The organism is Streptomyces sp. NPDC055239 (assembly GCF_053606205.1).
Genome location: NZ_JBSGRD010000007.1, coordinates 1 through 23,332 on the forward strand (window position 1 = coordinate 1; position 23,332 = coordinate 23,332).

Below are 23,332 nucleotides of genomic sequence, written 5' to 3' on the forward strand. Positions count from 1 at the left end.
TGAACCATTCGGGGTCGCGGTCCTTGGCGGGGGTGTCCTCGAAGGTGTCCTGGACGGGCTCATTGATGATCATGATGTGGGTGACCCTCCGATCAGCACGTGCGAGCAGCCAGGACCAAGGCGTACGTAGTTGGTGCTGCCCCAGTGGTAGGTCTCGCCGGTGAGCTCGTCACGCACCGGCACCGACTCGTGCGGGTCGAGGCCGAGTTCCGCCATGTCCAAGGTGACCGTGGCCTCCCGGACGTGATGCGGATCCAGGTTGGCGACCACCAGAACCGTGTCCCGGCCCGCGCGCTTGCTGTAGACGATGACCGCGTCGTTGTCGGCCTGATGGAAATGCAGGTTCCTGAGCCGTTGCAAGGCAGGGTGATCGCGCCTGATCCGGTTGAGTGTGGTGATGAGGGGCGCGATGGTGGCGCCGGAGCGCTCGGCCGACTCCCAGTCGCGCGGCCTCAGTTGGTACTTCTCCGAATCCCGGTAGTCCTCGCAGCCCGCGTGGACCGGGGTGTTCTCGCACAACTCGTAACCGGCGTACATGCCCCAGCTCGGCGCGAGGGTCGCGGCAAGCACGGCCCGGACCTCGAAGGCGGCACGGCCGCCGTCCTGGAGGCAGGCGGGCAGGATGTCCGGCGTGTTCACGAACAGGTTGGGGCGCAGGTACGCGGCGGTCTCGACGGAGAGCTCGGTCAGGTATGCCGTGAGCTCCTGCTTGGTGTTGCGCCAGGTGAAGTACGTGTAGGACTGCTGGAATCCGGCCTGGGCCAGGGCCCGCATGACGGGAGGCCGTGTGAAGGCCTCGGCCAGGAAGATGACGTCGGGGTCGGTGCGGTTGATGTCGCCGAGGACTTCCTGCCAGAAGGCGACGGGTTTGGTGTGCGGATTGTCGACGCGGAAGATACGTACGCCGTGGTCCATCCAGAACCGCAGCAGGCGTACGGTCTCGGCGATCAGGCCCGGCAGGTCGTGGTCGAAGGCCAGGGGGTAGATGTCCTGGTACTTCTTCGGGGGGTTCTCGGCGTAGGCGATGGTGCCGTCGGCGCGGTGCGCGAACCACTCGGGGTGTTTTTCCACCCAGGGGTGGTCGGGTGAGCACTGCAGGGCGAAGTCGAGGGCGATTTCGAGGTGCAGGTCGGTGGCGCGGCGCACGAAGGCGTCGAAGTCGTCCAGGGTGCCCAGGTCGGGGTGGACGGCGTCGTGGCCGCCCTCGGGGGAGCCGATGGCCCAGGGCACGCCGACGTCGTGGGGGCCGGGGGAGAGGGAGTTGTTGGGGCCCTTGCGGTAGGTGGTGCCGATGGGGTGGACGGGCGGGAGGTAGACGACGTCGAAGCCCATCGCCGCGATGGCCGGAAGCCGCTCCGAGGCGGTGCGAAACGTCCCCGACCGCGCGGGCTCGCCCTCGCCCGCGACGGCACCCTCCGAGCGCGGGAAGAACTCGTACCAGGACCCGAACAACGCCCGCTGCCGCTCCACGAGCAGCGGGAACGCCGGGGAGGGGGATATCCGCTCACGCAGGGGATACCGCGCGAGAACCGCCTCCACCTGCGGAGTCAGCGCGGCCTCCAGGCGTTCGACCGGGGACCGCAGCTCGTCCTGCAACGCGTTCACGGCGGCGAGCAGCACCTGCCGCTCCGCTCCTTGAGGAGCTCCGCGTGCCGCTCGCTCGTACAGCAGCGCGCCCTCTTCGAGCATGAGACCGGCGTCGATATCAGCCGGAACCTTGATCTCGGCCGAGTGCCGCCAGCCCGTCACGGGGTCCGCCCAGGCCTCCACGCCGTACGTCCACTGCCCCTCGACGTCCGGGGTGACGTCCGCGCCCCAGCGGTCGCTGCCCGGGGCCAGTTCACGCATCGGCGTCCACGGCCCGGGGCACCCCCGCGGATCGCGCAGGACGACGTTGGCGCCGACCGTCAGCGAGCCCTCACCGAAGACGGTGGCCGTGATCCGGAACGTCTCGCCGGGAACGGCCTTTGCCGGGCGCCGGCCGCGGTCGACGACCGGCTGGACGTCCAGGACGGGCGTGGCGACGGTGGTGGGGACTGAAGTCGTCTCCGGAGCTGACGTCATCGGTCTCTCCTCCACCGAGTTCGAGTACGGGCTCAAGCGGGGGCTCGAGTGCGGGCTGCTTTCGCGCACGTGGGCGCAGGTAGAGCTCGGCCGCGTCGGCGGCGACCCGCGCCGTGCTCTCGCCCATCAGCGAGCGCAGGGTGCGAGCGGTGTCCTCGAAGTGGACCCGCACGGCGCGGTCGGCGGGCCGGGCGAGCAGCAGCCTCTCCCACGCCCGGTAGTCGCACAGCTGCCGTGCGACATCGGCCTTGGCAGGCAACAGCACCACGCTGGTCACCCTCGTTCTTTCGTTCTTCGTCACGAAGATCAAGCCATATGACTCATGGTGCACGTATGGGCACCCAGCGTCCTGTTGGGAGTTCAACCATCGGGGCGCCGGGGGCTCCTGTTGCGCAAATGGAGTAGTGCTCGCACGCTGAGACTGACCCAGAAGTGATCAGTGCTCACGTTCCGTGTTCGGGGCTCGGTCGGCAGGACCGAGGAAGAACGGGAGCTTCACTGAGAGGAGCCAGGAGCGATGAAATCCGCGATCCCTTGCTACTACCACCTCGACGTGGAGGTCAGCTCGGAGAAGATCGAGCAGATCAGCCGCATTCTGGCCGCGCATCTGCGGCACTGGGGTCTCGGGGTTCTCGCCGAACCTGTCGGACACTGCTCCGGGGTGCTGCTCCGCGCGATCGAGGAGCACGGAGCGGACAAGAGGGCCGTCGTGGAGATGTGGTGGAACGGACAGCACCTCATCACCGCCGTGTCGGACAACAACCCCGACCTTCCTGAGCGGCACTACGGCCCGCAGGGCTGCCTGACGCAGATCGCCGCGCTGAGTGACGGCTGGGGCAGCTGCCCGGCGACGAACGGCAAGATCATCTGGTTCACGCGCCGCGTCCGGTCGCCCGAACCCGCCCGGCTGGCCCCCGGGATGCCCGCACCCAGCCTGCGTGAGGCGCTGGAGGTGCCGCGGGAGGACCCCGGGGAGGTTCCCCTCCTCGTCCCCGTCCGCACGGACCCGGTCGAGGCGCACTTCCTGGCCTATGCGGCTGCCCCGGCGCCCGTGTGACCGCTCTGCCGAGCCTCGCCAGGCCCGGTCCATCCGCAGGGAGGCAGTCGCGTGCGCACCTGGACCGGCGCCCCTTTCCCCCTGGGCGCCACATCCGACGGTGAAGGAACCAACTTCGCCCTGTTCAGCGAGGTGGCCGAGAGCGTCGACCTCGTGCTCGTCGACGACGACGGCACGCACCGGCGTGTGACGCTCTCCGAGGTCGACGGCTTCGTCTGGCACTGCTACCTGCCCGGGGTCGGCCCGGGCCAGCGCTACGGCTACCGCGTGCACGGCCCCTGGGACCCTGCGGCAGGTCACCGGTGCAACCCCGCCAAGCTGCTCATCGACCCCTATGCCAAGGCCGTCGAGGGGCAGATGGACAACGACGCCGCTCTCTTCGAGCGCGCGGCGCAGGGGCCCGAACCGGCGGACAGCGCCGGGCACACCCCGCTCTCGGTGGTCACCGACCCGTTCTTCGCCTGGGAGGACGACAGGCCGCCGCGGCGGTCGTACGCCGAGACGGTGGTGTACGAGGCACATGTGCGCGGCCTGACCCGCACACACCCCGGGGTCCCCGCCGAACTGCGGGGCACGTACGCGGGTATGGCGACCGAGGCGGTCATCGACCACCTCACGTCCCTCGGCGTGACGGCGGTCGAACTGATGCCGGTCCATCAGTACGTACAGGACGGGTTTCTGCGCGATCGCGGCCTGTCCAACTACTGGGGCTACACCTCCATCGGCTTCTTCGCCCCGCACAACGCCTACGCGGCGCACGGCTCCCGCGGCGAGCAGGTCACCGAGTTCAAGTCGATGGTCAAGGCGCTCCACAAGGCCGGGCTCGAAGTGATCCTCGACGTGGTCTACAACCACACGGCGGAGGGCAACGAGAACGGCCCCACGCTCGCCTTCCGGGGCATCGACAACGCGTCGTACTACCGCCTGACCGAAGACGATCCGGCGCACTACTTCGACACCACGGGAACCGGCAACAGCCTGCTGATGCGGCACCCCAACGTCCTGCAACTGGTCATGGACTCGCTGCGGTACTGGGTCACCGAGATGCACGTCGACGGGTTCCGTTTCGATCTGGCGGCCACGCTTGCACGGCAGTTCCACGACGTCGACCGTCTGTCGGCCTTCTTCGACCTGGTCCAGCAGGACCCGGTGGTCAGCCGCGTCAAGCTCATCGCCGAGCCGTGGGACGTCGGCGACGGGGGATATCAGGTCGGCAACTTCCCGCCCCTCTGGTCGGAGTGGAACGGCAAGTACCGCGATTCCGTACGGGACTTCTGGCGCGGCGCCGACCACACGCTCGCCAAATTCGCCTCCCGCCTCACCGGCTCGTCCGACCTCTATCAGCACGACCGCCGGCGTCCGCGCGCCAGCGTCAACTTCGTCACCGCGCACGACGGATTCACCCTGCGTGACCTGGTCTCGTACAACGACAAGCACAACGAGGCCAACGGTGAGGACAACCAGGACGGTGAGAACGCGAACCGCTCATGGAACTGCGGTGTCGAAGGGCCCACCGCCGACGAGGGAATTCTCGAGCTCCGCGCACGCCAGCAGCGCAACTTCCTGGCCACCCTCATGTTCTCGCAGGGCATCCCGATGCTCGCCCACGGCGATGAGCTCGGCCGCACCCAGCAAGGCAACAACAACGCCTACTGCCAGGACAGTGAGATCTCCTGGATCAACTGGGAACTCAGTGACGAGCAGCGGGATTTGGTCGCCTTCACCCACCGCGCCATTGAACTCCGGGCAGCGCACCCCGTGTTGCGAAGACGCCGCTTCTTCCGGGGTGACACCGCGACACACGAGAGTCAGCCGATGCCCGACCTGGTGTGGCTGCGGCCCGACGCACGCGAGATGACGGACGCGGACTGGCAGCGGCCCGACGCACACGCCGTCGGCGTCTTCCTCAACGGCGACGCCATCGCCGAACCCGACGCTCACGGAGGGGCTGTGGTGGACGACTCTTTCCTGCTCCTGCTGAACAGCCACCGGGAGCCGGTCGTCTTCGATCTGCCGGACGCCGCGTACGGCGAACGCTGGACGACGCGGATCGACACCTCGGAACCCCGAGGTGTCGCCGCCGACGAGGTGGAGCACAAGGCGGACAGTGAAGTCTCCGTGGAGCCCCACAGCCTCCTCATGCTCTCCCGGCCTCCCGGAACCTCCGTCTGATCAGTGATCAGAATCGGTGATCACTGCATCGACCGTACCCGCCTCTCCGGCGCGGGCTCCGGCACGGCCTCGGACGCGGGGCCGCCTTCGCTGAGGCCGAACCGCCCGTGGACCTTGCGCAGGAAGCCGGGCGCGTACCAGGCCGAGCGGCCCAGCAGACGCATCGCCGCGGGTACGAGGATGCCGCGTACCGCGACGGCGTCGATCAGGATCGCGAGGCCGCTGCCCAGGCCGAACATCTGCATGAAGCTCAGCTTGGCCGTTCCGAAGGCGAAGAAGCTGACCGCGAGCAGGCAGGCCGCGGCGGTGACGATGCGTCCGGTGTGCCCGAGGCCGTTGGTCACGGCGGACTCGTTGTCCTCGCCCTGGTCGTGGAGTTCCTTGATCCGGCTGGTGACGAAGACCTCGTAGTCCATCGAGAGGCCGAACGCGATGCAGAACATCAGCACCGTCATGGACACCTCCATGGGCTGGGCCGTGAAGCCGAGCAGGGAGGAGAGGTTGCCGTCCTGGAAGATCCACGTCATGACGCCGAGGGTCGCTCCCAGGCTGATCATGTTGAGGAGCAGCGCACGCAGCGGCTGTACGACGCTGCCGGTGAACAGGAAGAGCAGGATGAAGGTGGTGAGGGCGACCAGGGCCACGGCGATGGGGAGCCGGTCGGCGATGGAGGCCTTGGAGTCGACCAGTTCGGCGTCGACTCCGCCCACCAGGGCCTGGGTCCCGGCAGGCGGGGTGACCGCCCGTGCCTCCTTGACCAGGCTCTGGGCCTCGTCCGACTTCGGTGACAGGCTGCTCACCACGGCGATCTGCTGCGCGTCGGGGCGGGCGAGGGCTCTGTTGCCGGGGCCGGACGCCGTGGACCGTCCCTCGGTGTAGGTCCCCGCGCCGGTCTCGACGCGGATCACGCCGTCGAGGCCGGACAGTTCACCGGCGTACGACTCCAGTGGAGCCTTGCTCACCGATGTGTCGATGACGACGTGGAGCGCGGCGTCGTCGCTGCCGTTGAACTTCTCTTGCAGTACGGACGAGACCTGGCGGCTCTCGGCGTTCTCGGGCAATACACGTTCGTCCGGCGTACCGAACGTGATGCCGAGGAGCGGGCTCGCCGCGAGGAGCAGGACCGCGAGCACGGGCAGCGCGGTGAGCGCGGGCCGCCGCATGACGGTGGCGGCAAGGCGTCCCCACAGGGGTGCACGGGTCGCGGTTCGCTCACGGTTCGCCCACGGCAGCCGCCCACTGTTGATCCTGGTCCCCAGGGCGACGAAGAGCGCGGGCATGACGAACAGGGTGCTGACGGCCGCGATGACGACGACACCGATGCCCGCATAGCCGAACGAGCGCAGGAAGTACTGCGGGAACACCAGGAGCGCCCCGAGCGCTGCCGCCACCGTCGCGGCGGAGAACGCGACCGTACGGCCCGCGGTGCTCACCGTCCGCCGGACGGCGTCCTCCACGCTCGCCCCCGCCGCGAGCTGCTCACGGAACCGGCTGACCATCAGCAGGGCGTAGTCGATGCCGAGACCGAGGCCCAGAGCCGTGGTCAGGTTGATCGCGAAGACGGAGACGTCGGTGACGCTGCCCAGGACGAAGAGTTCCGCGAACGTGCCCGCGATGGCGATGACGCCGATCACCAGCGGCAGCAGGGCCGCGACGACGCTGCCGAAGACGAGCAGGAGCAGCAGGAGGGTCAGCGGTACGGCGATGCCCTCGGCCAGGAGGAGATCCTTGCCGGACTGCGTGCCCATCTCGCTGGTGACGGCGCTGGCGCCACCGGCCTGGACGGTGAGCGCGCCCTCGTACGGTCCGGTGTAGGCGTCGATGACGCTCTTGGCGTTCTCGTCGCGCTCCGTGCCCTCCCCCTTCACATGGGCGAGCACCATGGCCTCGCGGCCGTCCTTGGAGCGGAGTTCGGGGCTCGCCGTGTCCCAGTACGAGATCAGGTTCTCGAGGTTCTGTTCCTTCTTGAGGTCTGCCACCAGGGCGCGGCCGCTCTGCCGGGCGGCCGGGGTGTCGACGCGGCCCTCGTCGGTACGGACAAGGAGGACGAGGTTCGTCTCCCCGCCGAACTTCTCCTCGATGACCTTCCCGGCCCGGGTGGACTGGGATGCCGGGTCGTCGTAGCCGCCTCCCAGCAACTTGCCGAACGCGCCGGCGCCCAGGACACCCATGAGGGCCACAGCCACTGCGGTGGCGATGAGTATCAGCCGGGACCGGCGAATCGCCAGTTCGGCTATGCGTTCAAACACGCACTTTCTCCTTTGATGTCCATACGGTTGATGTCCGTACGGTGAAAACGTCGCTGAATGGCCGGAGTTGACCAGTGGGGCCCGGCGTGAGCGACGTTAGTGAGGAGGTAGAGAATTTGGCAGTGTTAGATTTTCTTCACACCCCACGACCGCAGAGGAACTCGCCATGGCCACGCCCACCTTGCGCCAGCGACGCCGTGCCGCGGCCACGCAGGAGATCCTGGACGCCGCCGAGCGCCACATCACCGAACACGGACCCGCGGCGCTGTCCCTGCGAGCGATCGCCCGCGACCTCGGGATGACCGTGCAGGCGCTCTACCACTACTTCCCGAGCCGGGACGCCCTCGTCACGGCGCTCGTCACCAAGGCGTACGACGACCAGGCCGCCGCCGTGCAGGCCGCCGTCGACACCGCGGCGGACGACCCGGACCTGCCGCGTCTGGTGGTCGCGGCCGAGGGCTACCGTCGCTGGGCCATCGCCCACCCCGAGCACTTCCAGCTCCTGTACGGAACGCCGCTGCGGGACTATTCGGCTCCGGTCGAAGGACCGACCACCCAGGCGTCGCGACGCATGAGCGCGATCTTCGAGCGCGAGCTGTTCGGCGGGTTCACCGAGGCCCAACTCGCCGCCGCCGAGGCCCCCGTGCTCTCGCCCTCACTGCGGTCATACCTGGAACAGCTGCCGCACTACGGTCTGGGACATCTGCCGCCCCCCGCGACAGCTCTCCTGATGAGCGGGTGGGGACATCTGCACGGCCTCGTCGTCCTGGAGGTGTTCGGACACACCTCTTTCCTCGGCGACCACCAGGCCGAGATCTTCCGCATGGCCATGCGGAACCTGATCGAGGACGTCCACCGCCGGATCCCGCCGGTGGCGGATTCCCCGCAGGGATTGCCTACGCTGGGCGCGTGACGGACGACAGCAGGCCACTGGCCGTATTCGACCTGGACGGCACTCTCGCGGACACCGCGCACCGGCAGCGCTTCCTGGAGCGTAAGCCGCGAGACTGGGCCGCCTTCTTCGCGGCGGCTCCGCACGACCCGCCGCTGGAACAGGGCGTGGCTCTGGCCCGCGAGAGCACGCGGGAGTGCGAGGTCGTCTACCTCACGGGCAGGCCCGAGCGGTGCCGCGAGGACACCGTGGCGTGGCTCGCGGCGAACGGGCTTCCCGAGGGGCGCATCTGGATGCGCCGCGACGACGACCGGCGGCCCGCCCGGCACACCAAGCTGGAGATCCTGCGGAAGATCTCCAGGTCGCGCGAGGTCCGGATGCTGGTGGACGACGACGAGCTGGTGTGCGACGAGGCCGAGCGGGCGGGCTTCAGGGTCGTACGGGCGCGCTGGGCGAGCACGTCCGCCGCGCTGAAGGACGCTCAGGAGCGTGAGGGGCGTACATGACCGCTCGGCTGTGGAGTCAGGCGCTGTCACCGTCCTCCAGGCGGAAGCCGACCTTCAGGCCCACCTGGTAGTGCTCGATCTCGCCGTTCTCGATGTGGCCGCGCACCTGGGTGACCTCGAACCAGTCCAGCGAACGCAGCGTCTGCGAGGCGCGGGCGATGCCGTTGCGGATGGCCTCGTCGACGCCCTCGTGCGAGGTGCCGACGATCTCGGTGACCCGATAGGTGTGGTCGGTCATGAGGGTGTTCCTCTCCGCCGTGTGGTGACCTGACAACTGTGAGGTGACCTCACTCCACCGTGCCCCACCACGCGGCGGTGCGCGAGGCGGTGGGCGCGGGGTGCTCGGCGGCACCGTCCAGTTCGAGCCGCGAGACGATGCGGTAGCGGTCGCCGCGGTAGAGCGAGCGCACGTACTCGACGGGACGGTCCCCGGTGTCCGTGGTGATCCGGTCGAAGAGCAGGGCGGGGGAGAGCACGGGCACGCCGAGCAGCGCCGCCTCGTCCTCCGTCAGGACCGTGGGCTCGATGGACTGCGCGGCGTGCGCGGGGCGGATGCGGCGGACCTCGCGGAGGTGGGCGTAGAAGCCGGACTCCACCTGCGCGGGAGTGAGCCCCGGCGCGAGGACCGCCGGAATGTGCAGCCTCTCCAGGGCGATGGGCTCACCGTCGACCAGACGCAGCCGCACCACGTGCACGAGCTCGGCGGCGGGGGAGATCCGCAGCTTGCGGCCGACCCGCGCCCCGGCGCGGACCGTGCTGAACTCCAGGACGCGGCTCGACCAGGCGCCCGCGGCTCGCGGGACGGTGAGCGGACGGCTGCCCGGTGTCAGCTCCTGAGTGACCTTGGCGCGGGCCACGAACATGCCCCGGCCGTGCTCGCGCACAAGGAGCCCCGAGGCCACCAGCGTGTCGACGGCCGCGCGCAACGTCGGGCGGGATACGCCGAGTTCGGTGCAGAGCTGCCGCTCGGAGGGGATCGCGTCGCCGGGGTGGCGGGATTCGATCAGATCGAGCAGGACCTCCCGTACGCGCTCGCGCTTGCGTACGCCGCGGGGTGTGCCCTGCTGGTCCATGGATACGTCCGCCTTTGCTGAGTTGCCGACAGAGTGCAACGCCCCTTTAAGCAGGGGGACTTGACGCCCTCATTGGTCTATGCCACCTTCGGTCCTCGCGAGTGGTCAGCTTACCAATTGGTAAAGCCACGAAGTGTCGTTGTACCGCACCTCCCCCCCCCACGCGAAAGGAATCAGGTCGATGAATCGACACCGCTCCAGCATGACGTTCCGGGTGCGTACGGCCATCGCGGCCGCAGCGGCCGCAGGGCTCGGCCTCGCAGGGTTCGCCGCACTGCCCGCGTCCGCCGTGCCTGCCGCGCCCGACACCGTCGCCGCCCCCATGCTCTTCGACGACTTCAACTACAGCGGCCACACCGATCCGAAGGTCTCCGAGCACGGCTGGAGCATCCGCTCCAACGCGGGCGGCCCCGGCGTCCCCGGCGCCTCGTGGGTGCCCGAGAACGTCACCTTCCCGGCTGCCGACGGCAACTCCGTCATGAACCTGGAGACGTCGACCTCGGGCACGGGCGGGTCGACGGAGCAGACCGAGATCCTCACCAAGTCGGTCAAGTTCAGGAACGGCACCTACGCGGCCCGCGTGAAGTACGCCGACGCACCCCGGTCGGGTCCCGACGGAGACCGCCTCGTGCAGGCGTTCTTCGCCATCAACGACCTCAAGGCCCCGATGGCGGACGACTACTCCGAGTACGACTTCGAGTATCTGCCCAACGGAGGCTGGGGCGAGTCGGGCAACATCCTCTACACCACGTCCTGGGAGACCTTCGATCCAGAGCCGTGGGAGGCCGTCAATCAGCACACCGAGGTGCGGAAGAGCTACGCGGGCTGGCACGACGTGGTGTTCACCATCGACGACAGCAGCATCAAGTACTACGTGGACGGGGAGCTGTTCGGCGCACACGACGCCAAGTACCTGCCGGAGCGGCCCATGTCCATCAACTTCAACCAGTGGCTCATCGACCTGGCGGGGCAATCGAGCTCGACGCCGCGCGCCTACGACCAACAGGTCGACTACGTCCTGCACGTCAAGGACCAGGTACTCACCCCGGACGAGGTAAAGGCGCAGGTCAGCGCGGCTCGCAGCGAAGGTATCACGTTCAAGGACACTGTCCCCGGCAGCTGATCCCTCGCCTGGTCGCTCGACTGATCCCTCATCAGGGAACGGCACCGGAATCTTCGAATCCGGTGCCGTTCCCCCCTTGACCGACCCATTGGTACAGACCAAAATCCAGCCATACCCGTTTGAGCTGAGAGCTCATCCCCCACGTCGGGCCGACCTTCCCTGTCCGCAGGAAGAAAGTGACCCACGTGAAACCGCGCCGCCGTGTCGCCATGTCCTTGTCCCTCACTCTTGCCGCCACCGTCCTGCTCCCCGGCTGCGGTGTCCTGCCGGGGACGGGGGAGGACAAGCGGACCGTCACCGTGTGGCTCATGCGGGGCAGTGCGTCGGCGGAGTTCATCAAGCGCTTCACCACGGACTTCGAGCAGCAGAACGACGACATCGACCTGCAGATACGCCTCCAGGAGTGGACCGGCATCGGCGGCAAGGTCAAGGCCGCGCTCAAGGACGAGAACGGACCTGACGTCATCGAGGTCGGCAACACGCAGGTCGCCCAGTACGTCGACGAGGGCGGGCTCTACGACCTCACCCTGGAGTCCGCGCGCGACCTCGGCATGAAGGACTGGCTGCCGGGCCTCGCCGAGCCGGGCCGGTACAACGGCAGCCAGTACGGCATTCCCTGGTACGCCGCCAACCGTGTGGTCATCTACAACAAGGATCTTTTCGAGCGGGCCGGGATCGAGCAGCCGCCGAAGACGCGAGCACAGTGGATCGCCGATACCCAGCGGCTCGACGCCGGCACCGACCAGGGGATCTACCTGGCGGGCCAGGACTGGTACACCCTGGCCGGGTTCATCTGGGACGAGGGCGGCGAGCTGGCCACGGAGGCCAAGGGGTCGCGAGGCGTGTGGGAGGGCAGCCTGCACTCGCCCGACGCGCTGCGCGGAATGGAGTTCTACAAGGAGCTGCAGGCGTTGGGCGAAGGTCCCCGGGACGCCGACGAGGAGCATCCGCCGCAGGCCGGGGTGTTCGCCAAGGGGGACGTGGCGCAGATCGTCGCCGTGCCGGGGACGGCACGCGCCATCGAGGAGAAGAACCCCGAACTGAAGGGGAAGCTCGGCTTCTTCCCGGTCCCGGGCAAGACGGCGGCGAAGCCGGGCGCCGTCTTCACCGGCGGATCCGACCTCGTCGTGCGCGGGAAGACCGACGACCGCAAGAGCGCGGTCGCCGTGATCGAGGCTCTCGTGAGCAAGAAGTGGCAGAAGGACCTGGCCCGGACCATGAACTACGTGCCGAACAAGACGACTCTGGCCTCGCTCGTCTCGGACGAGGAGGGGGTCGCCGCGATGGCCGCGGGTGCCGCGCGGGGCCGGGCGACGCCCGCCTCGCCGCAGTGGGCGGCAGTGGAGGCGGACAACCCGATCAAGAAGTACATGTCGAAGGTCCTCGAAGGGGGTGACCCGGCGAGGGAGGCGAAGGCGGCCTCGCGCCGGATCACCCGGGAACTGGATGTCCGCGGGTCGTGAGGGGCTTGGTGCGGAGCTCCGGGAGGCCGCTAGCGCGCCACGCTGAGCGACAGCGCGAAGCGCGCCCTCTCGTCCGTCCACCAGTGGGTCAGCTTCAAGTCCGCCGCCGACAGATCGGACCGCACTCCCTCCTCCCGGAACTTCGCCGAGATCTCGGTGCGCATCTCCTCGTGGCGGTCGAAGTCGACCGCAAGGTCGAGCGCCGGGATCTTCACCGTCTGGGCGGCCAGGGAGCGCAGGCGCATCTCGATCCACTCGTGCTCGCGGTCCCAGACGGCCACGTGCGAGAACGCGTCGGGGTCGAAGTCCGCGCCGAGCTCGCGGTTGATCACGGCCAGGACGTTCTTGTTGAAGGAGGCCGTGACGCCCGACCCGTCGTCGTACGCCGAGACGAGCACCGACTCCTCCTTCACCAGGTCCGTGCCGAGCAGCAGCGCGTCGCCGGGGGAGAGCAGGGTGCGTACCGACGTCAGGAACGCGGAGCGCTCCGCCGGGAGGAGGTTGCCGATCGTGCCGCCGAGGAAGGCGACGAGACGCGGGCCCGGTGTGCCAGGCAGGGCGAGACCGCGGGTGAAGTCGGCGATCAGGGCGTGCACGTTCAGGGAGGGGCGCGAGGCGAGCAGGGCGTTCGCGGCGCCGGTGAGCGCGCTCTCGCTCACGTCCACGGGGACGTACGTGTGCAGGTCCGGAAGCGCGTCGATCAGATGGCGGGTCTTCTCCGACGATCCCGAGCCCAGCTCGATCAGCGTGCGTGCGCCCGTCACCTCGGCGATCTCGGCGGCGCGGGTCTGGAGGATCTCGCGCTCGGCGCGCGTGGGGTAGTACTCGGGCAGTGTGGTGATCTCGTCGAAGAGCGCGCTGCCCCGGGCGTCGTAGAACCACTTGGGTGGCAGCGTTTTGGGCGAGCGGGTGAGGCCTTGCAGGACGTCCGCGCGCAGGGCGGCGTCGGTGGCGTCCAGGGGCAGGGTGCGGGTCAGCTGGAACGGGCTCACGCGGTGGGCTCCTTGAGCGGGGTCAGCAGAACATCGTTACGGCTTGCGGCGAGCAGCGTGTGGTCGGGCACCTGGTGCCAGTGCGGATCGTCGTCGTAGGGCTCGGAGGCCACGACGGTGCGGCGGCCCGGTTCGGTGAGGTACCAGAGGGTGTCGCCCCAGGCGGTCGCCACGATCGTCTCGCCGTTGGTGAGCAGGAGGTTGAGGCGCGATCCGGGAGCCGCCTCCGCGACCTCCGTCACGGTGTCCGCGAGGGCCTGGCCCTCGTCGTCGCCGCTCTGCAGCCGGTGCAGGACGAGCGCCCACACAAGGGCGGAGTCGCAGCGCGCCTCCAGGGAGAGGAGCTCGGCGGGCGGAAGCAGCCGGGCCACGGCGGCGAGCGACCGCGGCCAGCCCGTGACCGCGCCGTTGTGGCTGAACAGCCAGGTCCCGGCGGAGAACGGCGCCGCCGCCGCTTCCCCGTCCGCGCCCGCCTCGGTCGCGTCGCGCACGGCGGCGAGCAGGGCCCCGGACCTGACGACCCGGGCGAGGTCGGAGAAGGACTGGTCGCCCCAGATCGGTCCGGAGCGGCGGTAGCGCGCGGGCACGGGGTCGCCTTCGGCGTACCAGCCCACTCCGAACCCATCGGCGTTGACCGTGCCGTAGCGCTGCTGCCGCGGCGCCCAGGACTGCCGGAACAGGCTGTGCGCGGGGTCCACGAGGAGCTTCCCGAGGGGCTCTTCGGGGCCGAGGAAGGCCAGGTGACGGCACATCAGACGGTCTCCGTCGCGTCCGCGTCGCGCGCGGTGCGGAACCCGGAGAAGATCTGCCGCCGCATGGGATGGTCCCAGTTGCGGAACGTGCCCCGGCAGGCGACCTCGTCCACGGAGAAAGCACCGCCGCGCAGCACCTTGTAGTCCCCGCCGAAGAAGACCTCCGAGTACTCGGGGTAGGGAAAGACGGAGAACCCCGGATAGGGCAGGAAGTCGCTCGACGTCCACTCCCACACGTCGCCGATCAGCTGCCGTACGCCGAGCGGGGACTCACCGGCCGGATAGCTGCCGACGGGGGCCGGGCGGAGATGGCGCTGGCCCAGGTTGGCGCGCTCGGGGGTGGGGTCCGCGTCGCCCCACGGGTAGCGCATCGAGCGGTCGCTCGCCGGGTCGTGGCGTGCGGCCTTCTCCCACTCCTCCTCGCTGGGCAGACGCCGGCCCGCCCAGCGTGCGTACGCGTCGGCCTCGTACCAACTGACGTGCAGGACAGGCTCTTCGGGCGGTACGACCTCGACCGTACCGAAGTGGCGGCGCAGCCACTGGCCGTCTTCGCGGCGCCAGAAGAGCGGCGCCGCCAGCTCGTTGCCGCGGACCATGTCCCAGCCCGCCGGGGTCCACCACCGCTGCTCCGCGTAGCCGCCGTCGGCGATGAAGCGCTGGAAGTCGGCGTTGGTCACCGGCGTCGTGTCGATGTAGAACGGAGGGACCAGACGGTGGTGAGCCGGACGTTCGTTGTCGAGCGCCCACGGCTCGGCGGACGTGCCCATCGTGAACGGGCCGCCCGGCACGAGGACTTCGGCCGGGCCGTTGAAAGTCGGCGCCGGTTCGGGGTCCGGCGCCGTGAGCGCGGTGGGACCCGAGCGCAGCTGATGGGTGATCAGCATCGTCTCGTCGTGCTGCTGTTCGTGCTGCGCGATCATGCCGAACGCGAACCCCGCGTCGGTCAGCGGCGAACCGCGGAACGGTGTGCGTTCCAGTACGTCGAGCGCCCGCCCGCGCACCTCGGCGGCGTAGCGGCGGGCCTCCGCGGGCGCGAGCAGCGGCAGGCTCGGCCGTTCGGAGCGGGGGTGCTCGAAGGCGTCGTACAGGCCGTCGATCTCGGGTCGCATGGCGTCACGGCCCGCCACCGCCCGCAGCAGCCACAGCTCTTCCTGGTTGCCGATGTGGGCGAGGTCCCAGACCAGCGGGGACATCAACGGCGAGTGCTGCGCGGTCAGTTCGGGTTCCTCGACGCAGGTGGTGAGGAGCGAGGTGCGGTCCCGGGCGGCGAGGAGCGCCGCCGTGGCGCGCTGTCGAAGCGCATCGGGGTCGCTGACGGTTCCGGTCATCGGAGGATGCCCTTCTCGTGCTCGTGGTCGTAGTGGTGGCCGTCCTGGTGCCCGTCGAGCAGGTCGTCGGCCGGGCAGCGGCCCCGCGCGACATACCGCTCGGTGTACGCGGCGACCACACTTTGCACCTCGGCGCTCGCGCCCATCCGGGGCAGCGCCTCGACCGCCGCGGCGAAACAGGCGGCGGCGGCCTCGCGGAGCTCCGGGTCGGCGAGCCCGTGCCGCGCCGCGTCGAGCCACAGCGGGCTGCGCGGCGCCGCGGGCGCACCGGGCGGGCAGGCGCGCTCGGCCAGCGGCTTCAGGGTGCGGTAGGCGGTCTCGGCCGCCTGCGGGTCGTCGAACAGCGCGCTCGTCACGGCGAGCGGCACGATCCAGCCGTCCGCGCCCGCCTGCGCGTCGACCATCCGCATCTCCAGATGGCCGCGCGGGCGCACGGGCGGGAAGAGGGTGGTCAGGTGGTGTTCGAGGTCTTCGCGGGTCGGCGGGCGTGGCGCGCCCGAGCGGGCCCAGGTGCGGAAGGTCAGCCCCTCCGGGACGGCCCAGGGCGCTTCGTTCCCTTCGCCCTCCGCTCTGATGAACATCACCGGCGCGTCCATCACGTGCCGTGTCCAGGCCTTTCGCGGCTCCATGTCCATCGGCGGCGCGCCGGACGTACCCGGATCGATCGACGCCCACACGGCCTGCCGCGTGGAGCGCCAGCCGGTGGAACGCCCGTCCTGGACCGGCGAGTTGGCGAACGCGGCGACCAGTACGGGGCCGAGCAGATGCGCGAGCCGCCACCGTCTGCCGTAGCCGAGCGGGCCCGGCTCCTCGTGCCCCGCGTCCAGGCAGATCTGCACGGAAGCGGTGGAGCACATCATGCGGCGGCCGGCGGGGCCCGCGCGGTCGAGATAGCTCTCCATCGCGTCGTAGCGAGGCCGGTGCAGGATGCGGGACGGCGGGCGCCAGGGATCGGCACCGAGTCCGGTGAGCGTCAGATCCAGGGTGGCGAGGCGATCGCGTACGAGAGCGAGATCGGCCGATACGTCGGACACGCACTCCATGAGCGAGGCGGCGGGGAGCGAGCTGAGCTCCAGCTGGCCGCCTGGTTCGACGGTGATCAGGGAGTGCAGGGGCAGGGCCCGCAGAGCGGTGTAGGCCGCTTCGAGGCGGGCGGGGGACACGGGCAGATGGAGCCGGTGCGGCTCGTGGATCAGCCATTCCAGTTCGACACCGGTGATACGGGGTGGTCCTGTCTTGAAGCAGATGCCGGTGACCAGCGCCTCCGCCTCGGACTCGGATACCGCGGTGCCGTACTTCTCGCGGTACTTCGTACAGTCGCCCTCGGGCATGCAGGGGTCCTCCTGTTCAAGTTCTGCCTGGTCCAGCGGTTGCGGACCACCCGGTCAACTCGATATGGGGTGTGACCGAGTTGGCAGCGCTCGTCCTACCCAAGACCTTGTCGGCCGTTCGCACAAGAGTGCCCCTGGGGTTGAGTCCATGCCAGGGAATTCTGTTGCGGCGGACGTCGGGAAGAGCTCACGATGCGTTCATGTGTGAGACGGGGGACAGGACAGAGTGCGGAGTGGGGGAGCGAGCATGAGCGCGCGACTGCGTGGCATCGCGCAGCAGACCGAGGAGATCGTGGCGGCAGGGTGGTATGCCGCTCCGGGCGGCCGCCGTGTGGTGATCGCGGATGCGGTGGACGCCGCGCGCTCCGGCACGCGGATGTTCGGTCCGGCGCCCCTCGACGTGACGGACGTGACGGACGTGACGACGCCCGAGCTGAGCTCCACGGTAGTCGAGGTCAGCGGCGAGAGCAGCTTGGAAGCCGCGCACCGGCTCACGGCCGCCGCCACGGACCCCGTGGCCGTCCTGAACTTCTCCTCCGCGCGCAATCCCGGCGGCGGATATCTGAACGGCGCCCAGGCGCAGGAAGAGGCGCTGTGCCGCGCGTCGGCGCTGTACACGTGCGTGCGCTCGGCCCGTGAGTTCTACGACCACCACCGCGCCCACCGCGACCCCTTCTACAGCGACCGAGTGATCCACTCCCCGGCCGTGCCGGTCTTCCGCGACGACAAGGGTCGGCTGCTCGACGAGGCGTACGAGGTCGGCTTCCTGACCTCGGCGGCGCCGAACGCGGGAGTCGTCCTGCGGCAGACCCCGGAGCGTGCGGAGCGCCTTCCGGCCGCCCTCGCCGGGCGGGCGGAGCGGGTTCTGGAGACCGCCGCTGCCTGTGGCTACCGGCGGCTCGTGCTCGGCGCGTGGGGCTGCGGGGTCTTCCAGAACGACCCCGCGCAGGTGGCGGGCGCGTTCCGAACGCTGCTCGACGAAGGCGGCCGGTTCCACGGGCACTTCGAGCACATCGTCTTCGGGGTGCTCGACCGCACGCGCGGCGCGGTGACGCGGGCCGCCTTCGAGGAGGCGTTCGGCGCGGGGTTCAGGGGCGCGTCGAGGGACGCGGCTCAACGCCAGCCGTAGCGCTCCTGGAGCCGCCGCACGACGAGGTTGAACCGCATCCGGTCGAGCGCGCACGCCTCGCGCCGCATGCCCTCGTCGTGCACCCGAAGGACCCGGTCGATGTCGACCCAGGAGTCGCGGCCCTCACGGTCCCAGGGGCCGCTGCCGATCGGCACCCACTCCCTGTCGTTCGCGTGCTGCTTGCTGGAGAGCTGCACGGCGAGCAGCGTGCCGCGCGCCTCGCGGGCGACGACGAGGACGGGGCGGTCCTTGCCGCGCCCGTCGTTCTCCTCGTAGGGAACCCACGTCCAGACGATCTCGCCCGGGTCGGGATCGCCGTCGTGGGCGGGGGCGTACGTCGTCTGGACCTGGCCGACCTCGCGCGGCTCGGCCTCGGTGGTCGCGGTGCGGCCCGTGCGGCCCGGGTGCGCGTTCATCTGCGGGTCTTCGGTGTTGGCAGTCACGCGGGCCACCGTAGAACCTGTCCGGCCCAACCCGTGGGGCGGGTCCGCCTGATGGTCCGCGGGGTCGGGCCACGGGCCGCGCCTCACGCAGCCGCCGTCGGCCACCGCTCGTACCAGCGCTGATCCGCCTCCAACTGGGCGGCAAGGGATATCAGGAGCGGCTCGCTGCCCGCGGGCCCGAGCAGTTGCGCGCCGACCGGCAGACCTCCGGCCACCTGCCCTGCGGGAACGTTGACGCCGGGCCAGCCGAGGACGTTCCACGTCCACGCGTAGGGGCAGGCGGCGATCATCGCCTGGTCGGTGCGCCAGCCGCTGAGGGAGGCCATGGTGCCGATGCGGGGCGGGGGAGTGGCGGTGGTGGGGGTGAGGACGACGTCGTACGTGGAGAAGATGGCGCCGACACGGCGGTGCAGTACGGCTTCGGCGCGGCGGGAGAGACGCAGCGGGGCGCCGCCGAGGACGCGTCCCAGGCGGGCGGCCTCCTTGGTCCGAGGGTCGAGGAGATGAGGTTCGGGGACCTCGCGGGCCCATTCGGTGATGCCCGCCGTGGCGCGCGGCAGGAAGCCGAGGCCGATCTGGCCGTAGCGCGGGTCGGCCTCCTCGACGTCGTGTCCCAGCTCGGCGAGCCGGTCCGCGAGGACGGTGACCTTCCGGCGCACCACGGGATGCAGGCGCTTGGGGGTCGCGGTGAACGGCATGCGCAGGGAGAGGGCTATCCGCAGCCGCCCCGGCTCGCGGGTCGCCGCTTCCGAGGCGCGGATGGTGGGCGGCTTGTGCAGGTCACCGTCGTGATTGCCGCTCGCAGCGTCGAGCAGCAGGGCCGCGTCGGCGACGGTCCTCGCGAGCGGGCCGTTGACGGTGATGCCGTTGAAGGACTCGGGCCAGGGCCACGTGGAGATGCGGCCGCGCTGCGGCTTGATCCCGACCAGATGGGTCCAGGCGGCGGGGATGCGCACCGAGCCCGCGCCGTCCGAGCCGAGGGCGGCGGGGACGAGCCCGGCTGCGACCGCGGCCGCGGAGCCGCCCGACGAGCCGCCGGGGGTGTGCCCCGTGTGCCACGGATTGCGGGTGTCCCCGAACCCGGGCCCTTCCGTGAAAGGCCACTGCCCCAGCTCACACGTGTTGGTCTTGCCGACGATCACGGCCCCGGCCGCCCGCAGCCGTCGTACCGACTCGGCGTCCTCCTCCTTCGGCGGGAAGTCGCCACGGCAGCCGAACGCGGTCGGCTCGCCCGCCACGTCGGTGTCGTCCTTCACGGCGAGCGGGACACCCAGCAGCGGTCGTCCCGCTCCGCCGGACGAGGCCAACTCCCGGTCGGCGGCGTCCGCCTCGGCGAGCGCGGCCTCGGCGCGCACCAGCTTGAAGGCGTTGAGCACGGGCTGCGAGGCCTCGATCCGCGCCAGCGTGCGCTCCGTCAGCGCCGTTGAGGACACTTCTCCGGCGGCCAGCGCGCGGGCGGTGCGCGCGAGGCCGTCGGCACGGTCGGCAGTCATGTGGGGGCACCTTTGATCGACGGGCAGGTGCACGCACGCTAACCGGCGAGGGAGGAACACGGTACGAGGGAAGGGCAGTTCGCGCCGCGCAGGGCGGCCGGGAGCACTTCGACGCGGAGTCAGGGCCGCCCCGGCGCCCGCATGGGAGCGCCCTCGCGCCGTCTGGAAAGATGAGTCCCGCCATGGTGCAGATACCGAACAAGACCGCTCAGCAGCCCGCGCAGTACTCCGTGCCGACGAGCGCCGACGTGGCGCGCCTGGCTGGGGTCTCGCGCGCGACCGTCTCGTACGTCCTGAACAACACGAGCGCCGTCCGTATCAGCGAGCCCACCCGCCGCCGCGTCCACGAGGCCGCCAAGGAGCTCGGATACGTCCCGCACGCCGCGGCTCGCAGCCTGCGCGCAGGGCACACCCGCGTCGTGCTGATGCCCACGCCGCAGATCCCGGCGGGCCCGCTCTTCAGCGAGTTCTTCAACGAGCTGCAGTGGGCGCTCAGCCGGTTCGACTACACCGTCGTGCAGTACGGCAGCCTAGGCCTGACCGGCGAGGACGCGGCCCGCGCCTGGGCCGAGCTGCGCCCCGTGGCCGTCCTCGCCCCCGACGCGTCGGGGCTCGGCGCGCGCGGAGTGAGCGTCCTGAAGCGGTCAGGTGCCAAGGCGGTCTTCACCCTGGGCCCGCAGCGGGCCGAGGGCGCCCACGCGCTGCTCATGGACCAGCGCCTTGTGGGTGACTGCGCCGCGGCGCACCTCCTGGAACGCGGACGCAGGCACATCGGCGTCGTGATTCCCGAGGAACGGGGCCTCGAGCCGTTCGCCCGCCCGCGCGCCGAAGGCATCCGCCGCGCACTCGCCCAGCACGGCCCCGACGCCACGATGACCGAGCTGCCCCTCGCCTACGACGAGGAGTCTGCGGCCCGCCTCGCGGCACGCTGGCGGACTCTGGGCGTCGACGGGGTGTTCACGTACAACGACGAGTACGCGATGCTGCTGATGCGGGCGCTGCAGGACGAAGGCATCGCCGTCCCCGAGGAGACGGCGATGATCGGCGCCGACGACTTGATGCTCGGCAGGCTCCTGCGGCCGCGGCTCAGCACGGTCCGCATCGAGCTGCCGTCGGGTCAGAAACTCGCGGAGCTCGTCGACCGGGTCGTGCGTGACCCGGGCATGGAGCCCGAGGTGCACGACGTACTCGGTGCGACGGCGGTGCACCGCGAGTCCAGCTGACCCTTCTGTTCAGATCTGTTCAGAGGGCTTCTCCGCACTCTCCGCTCAGGGGTCTTCCTTGTTGTGCCGTCTTCCTTACTGTTCCTGCGCCTGAGCCTTGGCCTGCTCCTCGGCGACGGACTTGCGGACCTCGTCCATGTCCAGCTGCCTGGCCTGCCCGATGACGTCCTCCAGGGCGGCCTCCGGCAGCGCGCCGGGCTGTGCGAACACGGCCACCTGGTCGCGGACGATCATCAGCGTCGGGATCGACTGGATGCCGAAAGCCTGAGCGAGCTCAGGCTGCGCCTCCGTGTCCACCTTGCCGAAGACCATGTCGGGATTGCCTTCGGCGGCCTTCTCGTAGACGGGCGCGAACGACTTGCACGGGCCGCACCACTCCGCCCAGAAGTCGATCAGGACAAATTCGTTGTCCGTGACCGTCTGGTCGAAGTTTTCCTTGGTGAGCTCCACAGTCGTGCTGCTCATGGTGTTACCTCTTCCTGCTGCTGTCGGTCGGAGCCGCTGTGCACAACGGCTCGGGCGGCAGACGTATTCCACGCGCTCACCCGGGCTCGTTCCGCGCGCGTACCCATGTGGCCACGTCGCACACCTGCGACCACACTGTCTTCCATGACGGATTCGAAGACGTACGACGTAGTGGTCCTTGGCGCGGGTCCCGTGGGGGAGAACGTAGCGGACCGGGCCCGGGCGGGCGGTCTGAGCGTGGCGATCGTGGAGAGTGAACTCGTCGGGGGTGAATGCTCGTACTGGGCGTGCATGCCGAGCAAGGCGCTGCTGCGCCCGGTCATCGCCCGGGCGGACGCCCGCAAGGTGCCGGGACTGCGCCAGTCGGTGCAGGGTCCTCTGGACGCGGCGGCGGTCCTCGCGCACCGCGACGACTACACCTCGCACTGGAAGGACGACGGCCAGGTCAGCTGGCTGGAATCGATCGGCGTGGCCCTGCACCGCGGCCACGGCCGCATCGCCGGAGCACGCAAGGTGACCGTCACGGGCTCCGACGGGACCGAGCAGACCCTCACCGCCCGCCACGCGGTCGCGGTGTGCACGGGCACCAGTGCCGCCCTGCCCGACCTGCCCGGCATCGCCGACGTGAAGCCGTGGACGAGCCGCGAGGCCACCAGCGCGGACCATGTGCCCGGCCGGCTCGCGGTGGTCGGCGGCGGTGTCGTCGCTGTGGAGATGGCCACCGCCTGGCAGGCGCTCGGCTCGCAGGTCACGCTGCTCGTGCGCGGCGACGGCTTGCTGCCGCGCATGGAGCCGTTCGCCGGTGAGCTTGTCGCCAAGGCGCTGCGGGAAGCGGGTGCGGACGTCCGCACCGGCGTCTCGGTCACGGACGTACGCAGGGAGAACGGCACCGTCACGGCGACCCTGACCGGCGGCGACACCCTCGAAGCCGACGAGATCCTCTTCGCCACGGGCCGCGCCCCGCGCACCGACGACATCGGCCTGGAGACGATCGGCCTCGACCCGGGCTCCTGGCTGCCGGTCGACGAGAGCCTGCGGGTGCAGGGCAGCACCTGGCTCTACGCGGTGGGCGACGCCAACCACCGCGCGCTCCTCACCCACCAGGGCAAGTACCAGGCGCGCGTCGCGGGCGCCGCGATCGCCGCCCGCGCCCAGGACGTCCCCCTCCTGGAGACCGACCGCTGGGGCGCGCATTCGGCCACCGCCGACCATGACGCCGTACCCCAGGTGGTCTTCACCGACCCCGAGGCGGCATCGGCGGGCCTCACCCTCGAGGAAGCGGAATCCGCGGGCCACCGCGTGCGCGCGGTGGACTACGACATGTCGGGCGTGGCGGGCGCGGGCCTCTACGCGGACGGCTACGAAGGCCGCGCCCGCATGATCGTCGACCTCGACCGGGAGGTCCTGCTCGGCGTGACCTTCGTGGGCCCCGGCGTGGGCGAGCTCATCCACTCGGCGACGGTGGCGATCGCGGGGGAGGTGCCGATCGACCGGTTGTGGCACGCGGTTCCGGCCTATCCCACGATCAGTGAGGTGTGGCTGCGGCTCCTGGAGACCTATCGCGGGGCGTAGCCGGT

At 70.3% G+C, this 23,332-nt stretch carries 19 protein-coding genes and 2 pseudogenes; 9 read left to right on the forward strand and 12 right to left on the reverse strand.

Annotated elements, in window-relative coordinates; genetic code table 11:
• Positions 1 to 69: 69 nt before the first annotated feature.
• On the reverse strand, positions 70 to 2,064 hold the full coding sequence (locus ACWFRJ_RS22425; RefSeq protein ID WP_453533562.1) for an alpha-1,4-glucan--maltose-1-phosphate maltosyltransferase: 1,995 nt from the start codon (positions 2,062 to 2,064) through the stop codon (positions 70 to 72).
• Positions 2,065 to 2,197: 133 nt separating this feature from the next.
• Positions 2,198 to 2,395: pseudogene (locus tag ACWFRJ_RS22430) on the reverse strand (DUF5133 domain-containing protein); the annotation flags it as partial.
• A 186-nt stretch (positions 2,396 to 2,581) separates the two neighbouring features.
• Between ACWFRJ_RS22430 and ACWFRJ_RS22435 the strand changes: the two are divergent.
• Both ACWFRJ_RS22435 and glgX read left to right on the forward strand, forming a co-directional pair.
• Complete coding sequence (locus ACWFRJ_RS22435) at positions 2,582 to 3,121, forward strand: pep a2 (RefSeq protein ID WP_453533565.1); 540 nt, start codon at positions 2,582 to 2,584, stop codon at positions 3,119 to 3,121.
• A 51-nt stretch (positions 3,122 to 3,172) separates the two neighbouring features.
• Positions 3,173 to 5,293, forward strand: a complete 2,121-nt coding sequence (gene glgX / locus ACWFRJ_RS22440; protein WP_453533568.1) for a glycogen debranching protein GlgX — start codon at positions 3,173 to 3,175, stop codon at positions 5,291 to 5,293.
• A gap of 20 nt (positions 5,294 to 5,313) precedes the next feature.
• Here glgX and ACWFRJ_RS22445 read toward each other — a convergent pair whose 3' ends face one another.
• Positions 5,314 to 7,542, reverse strand: a complete 2,229-nt coding sequence (locus tag ACWFRJ_RS22445; RefSeq protein ID WP_453533571.1) for an MMPL family transporter — start codon at positions 7,540 to 7,542, stop codon at positions 5,314 to 5,316.
• 166 nt (positions 7,543 to 7,708) lie between these two features.
• Here ACWFRJ_RS22445 and ACWFRJ_RS22450 point away from each other — a divergent pair, with 166 nt between their 5' ends.
• Together ACWFRJ_RS22450 and ACWFRJ_RS22455 are read left to right on the forward strand one after the other, a co-directional pair.
• On the forward strand, positions 7,709 to 8,455 hold the full coding sequence (locus ACWFRJ_RS22450) for a TetR/AcrR family transcriptional regulator (RefSeq protein WP_453533574.1): 747 nt from the start codon (positions 7,709 to 7,711) through the stop codon (positions 8,453 to 8,455).
• Positions 8,452 to 8,940, forward strand: a complete 489-nt coding sequence (locus ACWFRJ_RS22455; protein WP_453533577.1) for a phosphatase domain-containing protein — start codon at positions 8,452 to 8,454, stop codon at positions 8,938 to 8,940. The genes ACWFRJ_RS22450 and ACWFRJ_RS22455 overlap by 4 nt, the downstream gene beginning before the upstream one ends.
• A 16-nt stretch (positions 8,941 to 8,956) precedes the next feature.
• Here the strand turns inward: ACWFRJ_RS22455 and ACWFRJ_RS22460 are convergent, their stop codons facing one another.
• Together ACWFRJ_RS22460 and ACWFRJ_RS22465 are read right to left on the reverse strand one after the other, a co-directional pair.
• Positions 8,957 to 9,178, reverse strand: a complete 222-nt coding sequence (locus ACWFRJ_RS22460) for a dodecin (protein WP_383270185.1) — start codon at positions 9,176 to 9,178, stop codon at positions 8,957 to 8,959.
• 49 nt (positions 9,179 to 9,227) lie between these two features.
• Positions 9,228 to 10,013 carry a GntR family transcriptional regulator gene (locus ACWFRJ_RS22465; protein ID WP_453533580.1) on the reverse strand — a complete coding sequence of 262 codons (786 nt, stop codon included), beginning with the start codon at positions 10,011 to 10,013 and terminating at the stop codon, positions 9,228 to 9,230.
• 319 nt (positions 10,014 to 10,332) lie between these two features.
• Between ACWFRJ_RS22465 and ACWFRJ_RS22470 the strand changes: the two are divergent.
• Positions 10,333 to 11,136, forward strand: a pseudogene (locus tag ACWFRJ_RS22470) (glycoside hydrolase family 16 protein); the annotation flags it as partial.
• 209 nt (positions 11,137 to 11,345) lie between these two features.
• Positions 11,346 to 12,599 (forward strand): extracellular solute-binding protein, encoded by a 1,254-nt coding sequence (locus tag ACWFRJ_RS22475; RefSeq protein WP_453534596.1) that lies wholly within the window; start codon positions 11,346 to 11,348, stop codon positions 12,597 to 12,599.
• Between the two features lie 29 nt (positions 12,600 to 12,628).
• Here the strand turns inward: ACWFRJ_RS22475 and egtD are convergent, their stop codons facing one another.
• Genes egtD through egtA form a run of 4 tightly spaced genes read right to left on the reverse strand, consistent with a single transcriptional unit; the run spans position 12,629 to position 17,002 of the window.
• Entirely contained in the window at positions 12,629 to 13,591 is a 963-nt protein-coding gene (egtD, locus tag ACWFRJ_RS22480; protein WP_453533583.1) for an L-histidine N(alpha)-methyltransferase, read from the reverse strand.
• A complete protein-coding gene (gene egtC / locus ACWFRJ_RS22485) occupies positions 13,588 to 14,343 on the reverse strand; it encodes an ergothioneine biosynthesis protein EgtC (RefSeq protein ID WP_453533586.1) in 756 nt (251 codons plus the stop codon). The genes egtD and egtC overlap by 4 nt, the downstream gene beginning before the upstream one ends.
• Positions 14,343 to 15,671, reverse strand: a complete 1,329-nt coding sequence (egtB, locus tag ACWFRJ_RS22490) for an ergothioneine biosynthesis protein EgtB (RefSeq protein WP_453533589.1) — start codon at positions 15,669 to 15,671, stop codon at positions 14,343 to 14,345. The genes egtC and egtB overlap by 1 nt, the downstream gene beginning before the upstream one ends.
• Positions 15,668 to 17,002 carry an ergothioneine biosynthesis glutamate--cysteine ligase EgtA gene (gene egtA / locus ACWFRJ_RS22495; RefSeq protein ID WP_453533592.1) on the reverse strand — a complete coding sequence of 445 codons (1,335 nt, stop codon included), beginning with the start codon at positions 17,000 to 17,002 and terminating at the stop codon, positions 15,668 to 15,670. Before egtA ends, egtB begins: the two co-directional genes overlap by 4 nt.
• Before the next feature lie 247 nt (positions 17,003 to 17,249).
• On the opposite strand from egtA, the gene ACWFRJ_RS22500 reads away from it, so the two are divergent.
• On the forward strand, positions 17,250 to 18,131 hold the full coding sequence (locus ACWFRJ_RS22500) for a TIGR02452 family protein (RefSeq protein WP_453533595.1): 882 nt from the start codon (positions 17,250 to 17,252) through the stop codon (positions 18,129 to 18,131).
• Here ACWFRJ_RS22500 and ACWFRJ_RS22505 read toward each other — a convergent pair.
• Entirely contained in the window at positions 18,116 to 18,547 is a 432-nt protein-coding gene (locus ACWFRJ_RS22505; protein ID WP_453534599.1) for a type II toxin-antitoxin system PemK/MazF family toxin, read from the reverse strand. The two genes, ACWFRJ_RS22500 and ACWFRJ_RS22505, sit on opposite strands and share 16 nt — an antisense overlap.
• 110 nt (positions 18,548 to 18,657) lie before the next feature.
• Complete coding sequence (locus tag ACWFRJ_RS22510) at positions 18,658 to 20,067, reverse strand: amidase (protein WP_453533598.1); 1,410 nt, start codon at positions 20,065 to 20,067, stop codon at positions 18,658 to 18,660.
• A 182-nt stretch (positions 20,068 to 20,249) separates the two neighbouring features.
• Between ACWFRJ_RS22510 and ACWFRJ_RS22515 the strand changes: the two genes are divergently transcribed.
• On the forward strand, positions 20,250 to 21,290 hold the full coding sequence (locus tag ACWFRJ_RS22515; RefSeq protein ID WP_453533601.1) for a LacI family DNA-binding transcriptional regulator: 1,041 nt from the start codon (positions 20,250 to 20,252) through the stop codon (positions 21,288 to 21,290).
• 75 nt (positions 21,291 to 21,365) lie between these two features.
• On the opposite strand, the gene trxA is transcribed toward ACWFRJ_RS22515, so the two are convergent.
• The gene (gene trxA, locus ACWFRJ_RS22520) at positions 21,366 to 21,755 is read right to left on the reverse strand and encodes a thioredoxin (RefSeq protein WP_389906497.1); all 390 of its coding nucleotides are present in this window, start codon (positions 21,753 to 21,755) and stop codon (positions 21,366 to 21,368) included.
• Between the two features lie 144 nt (positions 21,756 to 21,899).
• On the opposite strand from trxA, the gene ACWFRJ_RS22525 reads away from it, so the two are divergent.
• Complete coding sequence (locus ACWFRJ_RS22525) at positions 21,900 to 23,327, forward strand: dihydrolipoyl dehydrogenase family protein (protein WP_453533605.1); 1,428 nt, start codon at positions 21,900 to 21,902, stop codon at positions 23,325 to 23,327.
• Positions 23,328 to 23,332: the final 5 nt, after the last annotated feature.